General features: G+C 74.4%; 5 protein-coding genes. 3 read left to right on the forward strand and 2 right to left on the reverse strand.

Annotated elements, in window-relative coordinates; all coding sequences use genetic code 11:
* Positions 1-79 precede the first annotated feature (79 nt).
* Both ACFVS0_RS19600 and ACFVS0_RS19605 read right to left on the reverse strand, forming a co-directional pair.
* A complete protein-coding gene (locus tag ACFVS0_RS19600) occupies positions 80-2176 on the reverse strand; it encodes an acyl-CoA dehydrogenase (RefSeq protein WP_430552157.1) in 2097 nt (698 codons plus the stop codon).
* Positions 2173-2919 (reverse strand): TetR/AcrR family transcriptional regulator, encoded by a 747-nt coding sequence (locus tag ACFVS0_RS19605; protein WP_430552158.1) that lies wholly within the window; start codon positions 2917-2919, stop codon positions 2173-2175. The genes ACFVS0_RS19600 and ACFVS0_RS19605 overlap by 4 nt, the downstream gene beginning before the upstream one ends.
* 175 nt (positions 2920-3094) lie before the next feature.
* Here ACFVS0_RS19605 and ACFVS0_RS19610 point away from each other — a divergent pair, with 175 nt between their 5' ends.
* The 3 genes from ACFVS0_RS19610 to ACFVS0_RS19620 are packed head-to-tail and all read left to right on the forward strand — an operon-like array spanning position 3095 to position 6773.
* Complete coding sequence (locus ACFVS0_RS19610; RefSeq protein WP_430552210.1) at positions 3095-4393, forward strand: acetyl-CoA C-acetyltransferase; 1299 nt, start codon at positions 3095-3097, stop codon at positions 4391-4393.
* 11 nt (positions 4394-4404) lie between these two features.
* A complete protein-coding gene (locus tag ACFVS0_RS19615) occupies positions 4405-5760 on the forward strand; it encodes a 3-oxoacyl-ACP reductase (RefSeq protein WP_430588904.1) in 1356 nt (451 codons plus the stop codon).
* Entirely contained in the window at positions 5757-6773 is a 1017-nt protein-coding gene (locus ACFVS0_RS19620; RefSeq protein ID WP_430586118.1) for a MaoC family dehydratase, read from the forward strand. Before ACFVS0_RS19615 ends, ACFVS0_RS19620 begins: the two co-directional genes overlap by 4 nt.
* The last annotated feature ends 179 nt before the right edge of the window (positions 6774-6952 follow it).

Here is a 6952-nt window from a genome sequence, read left to right on the forward strand (position 1 = left end):
AAAGAAGAGGAAGAAGAGGAGGGGAAGCCGGGGGGGGATCTGCGGCCCCCCCCCTCCTTCCCGGGCTTCTCTCTCGCCGTCAGGAACGCTTCTGCTTCTTCAGCGCCTTCTCGCTGACCGGCGCGGTGCCGTCGGCCCGCTGCTGGGCGTAGTACGCCCGCGCCTCGTCCTGCCGCTCCGCCTCGATGCCGGACGCGATGACCGCCCGGAGGTGCTCCGGCCCGTAGCCCCACGCGTCGACGAGGTCGACGGCGTGCGGACGCAGGCGGTCGAGCAGGCGGTCGACGTACGACGTCACCGTGCGGGCACGCTGCGCGGACAGCCGCCCGTTGATGAGGTACCAGGCGAGGTTGCGCTCGATGAGCGTGAGCCCGAAGACGTCGCGCACCCAGGTCATCACGCGGCGCGTGCCCGGGTCCTCGATCTGCTCGAGGGCGTCGGTGAACGCCGACCAGCGCAGCAGGTCCGCGTGCGCCCTGGCCGCCTCGACGAGCTGCACCTGGTTCTCGTCGAAGATCCGCGCGGCCGTGACGGGGTCGGCCTTCTGCGCGGGGCGCAGCGCCATGGCGACGTCCTCGACGATCGTCGCGACGCGGTCGGCGAGCAGCTCGCGCTGCGTCTCGGCGTCGCGCAGGTGCCCGGCCGCGCGGCGCGGGTCGCCGACGTCGGCGAGGGCCTGGCCGGCCCGGCGCAGGCCGGTGCGGTGCAGCGCGGCGTCCGCGGCGCGGTCGACGACGAACCGGGCGATGCCGGCCGGCGTCGACGTGGCGCCCTTGAGCGCCTTCGCGTAGTCGCCCACGAGGCGCTTGGCGACGAGCTGCAGCAGCACCGTGTTGTCGCCCTCGAACGTGGCGTACACGTCCATGTCGTGGTGCAGGCTCGTGATGCGGTTCTCGGTGATGAAGCCGGCGCCGCCACAGGCGACGCGGGCCTCCTGCAGCGTCTCCAGCACGAACGTGGTCGACGTCGCCTTGAGCGCCGCCGCCATCGTCTCGAGGTCTTCGCGGTTCTCGGGGGTGTCCTTCTCGCCGGAGAAGACGTCGTCGAACAGGTCGAGGAGGCGGTCGTGCGCGAAGTGCGTCGCGTAGGTCTCCGCGATGCGGGGGAACAGGCGGCGGCGGTGCGTCGCGTAGTCCAGCAGCACCGTCTCCTCGATCGGCGACGACGAGGTGAACTGCCGGCGCTCGGCGCCGTACTTCACGGCGATGGCGAGGCCCAGCTTGGACGCCGTCGACGCCGCGCCGTCCAGGGACACGCGGCCCTGCACCAACGAGCCGAGCATGGTGAAGAAGCGGCGGCCGGGGCTGTCGATCGACGACGAGTACGTGCCGTCGGCGGCGACCGCGCCGTAGCGGGCGAGCAGGTCCGTACGCGGGATGCGCACGTGGTCGAAGGCGAGCCGCCCGTTGTCGACGCCGCGCAGGCCGCCCTTGAGGCCGTCGTCGTGCCCGCTGATCCCGGGCAGGAACTCCATGGTCTCCGGGTCGCGCACCGGCACGTAGAAGCAGTGCACGCCGTGGTTGACGCCGTTCGTGATCAGCTGCGCGAAGACGGTGGCCGCCGTGGCGTGCACCGCCGCGTTGCCGAGGAACTCCTTCCACGCCGCGCGGAACGGCGTGTGGATCTCGAACTCCTCGGTCTCCGGGTCGTAGGTGGCGGTCGTGGCCACCGACGCGACGTCCGAGCCGTGCCCGATCTCCGTCATCGCGAACGCGCCCGGCACGGACAGGTCCATGGCGCCCGGCAGCAGACGGTCCTGCTGCTCCGGGGTGCCCAGGTGGAGGATCGCCGAGCCGAAGAGGCCCCACTGGACGCCCGCCTTGATCTGCAGCGACGGGTCGGCGACGGCGAGCTCCTCGAAGCCCGCCAGGTTCGCGCCCGGGGCGTCGGCCCCGCCGAGGCGCGTCGGGTACCCGAGCCAGACCTGGTGCTTCTCGTCGGTGGCGAGCAGCTTCATCTGCTCGAGCACGCGCTCGCGGTGCTCCGCCATCGAGAGCGACTCGTCCTTCCAGAAGGTCGGGTCGGTCGAGCGCGCGCGGGCGTGGCGGCGCCACTCCGGCCACCGGCCGAGCAGCTGCTCGGACAGGCCGGCCACGTCGACGCGCGGGGTCGCCTTGGGGGCGGGCACGCTGCCGGCGGCCTGCGTCGTCGCGGGACGGTCGGACGTCGTGGTCATCGGTTCTCCTGCGGGGGTGCGGGGATGGGGGTCGAAGGGTCGGGAGGCGTCATGCCCTCGTGGTGGAGGACGCCGACGGGGCCGGTCCACAGCCAGAGCGTCACCTGCTCGGTGAGCTCCTCCCGGGTGAGCCGGTCGGCTCCGTCATGGCCGAGCCACCACTCGCCGGCGCCGCGTACGAAGCCGACGGCCCCGGCGGCCCAGGCGGCGGCGAGCGCCGGGGGCACCTGGACGGCCCTGGCGAAGGGCTCGGCCACCAGCTCGATCACGGAGTCGAGGTACGCGCCGAGCGCCTCGACCTGCCCGGTCCCGACGGCGCCGGGGGCGGGCTCGTTGCCGCCGATGGCGGTACGGGTGACGAACCAGTAGACGTTGGGCGAGTGCTCGATCATCTCGAGGTACACCCGGACCATCGCGCGCAGGGCCGCGTGCGGGGTGGGCGCGGCCTCGGCCGCCTCGCGGAGGGCGTCGTGCATCGTCGCCACGACGTGCGCGGCCACGGCGAGGCGCAGCCCCGCCTTGTCCTCGAAGTACCGGTAGACGATCGACTTGGACGTGCCCGCCTCGCCCGCGATCTCGTCCATCGAGACCCCGGGGCCGCCGCGGTGCACGGCCTTGCGCGCGGCGTTGACGAGCTGCGCCCGGCGTGCGGCGCGATGATCGTCCCAGCGCGTCGAACGACCGTCGAGGGCCGCGCGGCCGTCCGGGGTCGAACGGGCGTCGAGCTGTTCCGCGGCCCTCATCGGCCGCACCTTGTGACTCGTCTCACGGGACTGAGAGTATCAGGTACTGTGAGTCCTACCTGACCGACGGAGTGAAGGATCTATCGCTGTGGCTACACGCAAGCCGTCCGACGGCTCCCCCCGGAGCACGTCCCGGAGGACCACCCCCGCCCCGTCGCCGTCCGCCCCCGCGGGCGTGCGCGACGCCGTGATCGTGGGCGGCAACCGCATCCCGTTCTCGCGCGCCGGCAAGAAGTACGCCGACGCCTCCAACCAGGAGATGTTCACCGCGGCGCTCGAAGGGCTCGTCGCCCGGTACGGGCTGCAGGGTGAGCGCCTCGGCGAGGTCGTGGGCGGCGCGGTCCTCAAGCACTCGCGCGACTTCAACCTGATCCGCGAGTCCGTGCTCGGCTCCTCGCTGTCGCCCCAGACCCCCGCGTTCGACCTGCAGCAGGCGTGCGCGACCGGCCTCGAGGCCGCGATCACCGTCGCGAACAAGATCCGCCTCGGCCAGATCGAGTCCGGCGTCGCCGGCGGCTCCGACACCGTCTCCGACGCCCCGGTCGCCGTGAGCGAGGGGCTGCGCCGGGCGCTGCTCGACGCGTCGCACGCCAAGACGCTCCAGGCCCGCCTCAAGGCCTTCGCGAAGATCCGCCCCGCCGACCTCAAGCCCCTCACCCCCGCCACCGACGAGCCGCGCACCGGCCTGTCGATGGGTGAGCACCAGGCGATCACCACCGCCCGCTGGGGCATCTCCCGCGCCGCGCAGGACGAGGTCGCGCTCGCCAGCCACCAGCACCTCGCCGCCGCGTGGGACGCCGGGTTCTTCGACGACCTGGTCACGCCGTTCCGCGGCCTGACCCGTGACGACAACCTCCGCGCGGACACCTCGCTGGAGAAGCTCGCGAAGCTCAAGCCGGTGTTCGGCCGCGGCCTCGCCGAGCCCGCCGAGCCCACGATGACGGCCGGCAACTCCACGCCGCTGACCGACGGCGCCTCCACCGTGCTGCTGTCGTCGGCCGCGTGGGCCGCCGAGCGCGACCTGCCGGTGCTCGCGCGTCTCGTCGACGCCGAGACCGCCGCCGTCGACTTCGTGCACGGCCACGACGGACTCCTCATGGCGCCCGTGCACGCGGTGCCGCGCCTGCTGGCCCGCAACGGCCTGACCCTCGACGACTTCGACTTCTTCGAGATCCACGAGGCGTTCGCGTCGACCGTCCTCACCACGCTCGCCGCGTGGGAGGACGCCGACTACTGCAAGGCGGAGCTCGGCCTCGACACGCCGCTCGGCAGCGTCGACCGGGAGAAGCTCAACGTCAACGGCTCGTCGCTCGCGGCCGGCCACCCGTTCGCCGCGACCGGCGGGCGCATCCTTGCGACGGCGGCCAAGCTGGTCGCCGCGAAGGCCGCCGAGACCGGCCGGCCGGCCCGCGCTCTGATCTCCGTCTGCGCCGCCGGCGGCCTCGGGGCCACCGCCGTCGTCGAGTCCGTCTGAGAGGGAGCCCCGTGACCGACTCCTACACCAAGGCCGTCAACTCCGGCTTCACCAAGACGCTCGCGAAGAAGCTGGGCCTGCCGCGCCCCGCGATCCTGCGGCGCTTCCGCGCGGGCGACCCGCTCACCGTCGGGCCCGTCCTCGTCGTCTCGGACGACGCGTCCACCGGCGACGCGGACACCCTCGCCAAGGAGCTCCACGGCTGGGGCCTCGACGTGCGCCGTCAGCCCACCGACGACGCGCGCTGGGGCGTCGTGCTCCTCGTGCTCACCGAGGCGAAGCGACCCACCGACGTCTCCGCGGCCGTGCTGGCCACGGGCTCGGTCCTGCGCCGGCTCGCCACGAACGGGCGCGTCGTCACCGTCTCGCGCGCGGCCGCCGACGGCGACGCCCCCGCGCTCGCCGCGGCGCGCAACGGCGTCGACGGCTTCCTGCGCTCGCTCGCCAAGGAGCTGCGCGCGGGCGCCACCGGCAACGGGATCGTGCTCACCGACGGCGCCGCCGTGAACGCCACCTCGGTGCTCGCGACGCTTCGCTTCTTCCTGTCCGCCCGCTCGGCCTACGTCGACGGCCAGCTGCTGCCGGTCGGCCCGGCGGACGCCGAGGCTCCCGCCGACTGGGACCGGCCACTGGCCGGGAAGGTCGCCGTCGTCACCGGGGCCGCCCGAGGCATCGGCGCCGCGATCGCGAAGACCCTCGCCCGCGACGGCGCCACCGTCGTGTGCGTGGACGTCCCCGCGGCCGGCGAGGGCCTGGCCCGGACCGCCAACGCGGTGGGCGGCACGGCGCTCCAGCTCGACGTGACGGCCGAGGACGCGGGCCGCCGCATCCTCGAGCACGCGCGCACCCGCCACGGCGGCCTCGACGTCGTGGTGCACAACGCGGGCATCCTGCGCGACAAGCTGCTGGCCAACATGAAGCCCGCCCAGTGGGACTCCGTCATCGCCGTCAACCTCGAGGCCCAGCTGCGCATCAACGACCAGCTGCTCGGCCTCGACGGGAGCGAGGGCGTGGACGGGCTGCGGATCGTCTCGCTCGCGTCGACCTCCGGCATCGCCGGCAACAAGGGCCAGACGAACTACGGCTTCTCCAAGGCGGGCGTCATCGGGCACACGCGCGCGACGGCCCCGCTGGTCGCCGCGCGCGGCGGCACCGCGAACGCCGTCGCCCCCGGCTTCATCGAGACCGAGATGACGGCGTCGATCCCGTTCGCCACCCGCGAGGTGGCCCGTCGGCTCAACTCGCTGCAGCAGGGCGGCAAGCCCGTCGACGTCGCCGAGGCGATCGTCTTCCTCGCGTCGCCGGCGTCCGCCGGGGTCAACGGCCAGGTGCTGCGCGTGTGCGGGCAGAACCTGGTGGGGCGGTGACGGCGAGCGCGCCGGCCACCAGCGCCGGCGAGCCGCTGCGCGTCGAGACCCTGCCCACCCTGCCGGGCCTCGGCAGCCTCTACGCGCGCGGCGCCGCCGCCTCCGGCCGCATCGCCGCGGGGCGCGCGATGCCGGGCCTGCCCGTCATCGGCCAGGGGCGGTCGGAGGGCGACGGGGAGGCTGCTCCCCTGACGCTGCCCGACGTCGCGTACCGCGTCTCCGACGTGCCGACGGCGGACCTCGCCCACCACCTGCACGACTATCAGCGGCTGCTGCACGAGCCCGTCACCGACGTGCTGCCGGCGGGGTACCTGCACGTGCTCGCGTTCCCGCTCGCGACGGCGGTCATGGTGCGTGGGGACTTCCCGCTGCCGCTGCTGGGGATGGTGCACCTGGCGAACGACGTCGAGCTCCGCGGGCCCGTCGTCCTGGGCGACGCGCTCGAGGTGCGCGCCTGGGCCGAGAACCTGCGCCCGCACAAGCGCGGCGTGCAGGTGGACCTCGTCGCCGAGGTGCGCCGCCAGGCGGACCCGGGCTCCGCCCCGGTGTGGCGGGGCGTGTCGACCTACCTCGCCAAGGGCTTCCACCTGCCGTGGACGGCGCCCGGGACGGACGCGGAGGACGAGCACGACGGCGAGGACCGCGCGCCCACGGGCACGTGGACGCCCCCGCTGCCCACCGGCCGGTGGGCGCTCGGGCCGGGCACCGGCCGCGCGTACGGCGCGGTCTCGGGCGACCGGAACCCGATCCACCTGTCGGCGCTGTCCGCCAAGGCGTTCGGCTTCCCGCGCGCCATCGCGCACGGCATGTACACGGCGGCGCGTGCCCTGGCCGACGTCGGGCACGCGCGCGGCGAGGCGTACCGCTGGACGGTCGAGTTCGCCTCGCCCGTGCTGCTGCCCGGCACGGTGGACGTGGCAGTGACCCCGGACGACGGCGGCGGCTTCGCCTACGTCGGCTGGAACGGCGGCCGCGGCCGCCAGCACTTCCGCGGCACGGTCACGCCGCTCTGACCTGGTGTCCGCGAGGTAGCCCGAGAGCTGCCGAGGTAGTTCGGAGCGGCGCGAGGGAGGGGGAAACCCCCCCCCGCGCCCCCAACCCCCCCCCCGCACTGGGCACCCCCCCCGCCTTCTCCTCCCCCCCCCCCCCACCTCCCCCCCCCCCCCGCGCCGCCCGCCCTCGGCGGCCCAGG

The organism is Isoptericola sp. NPDC058082 (assembly GCF_042885055.1).
In the GTDB taxonomy this organism is placed as follows: domain Bacteria; phylum Actinomycetota; class Actinomycetes; order Actinomycetales; family Cellulomonadaceae; genus Isoptericola.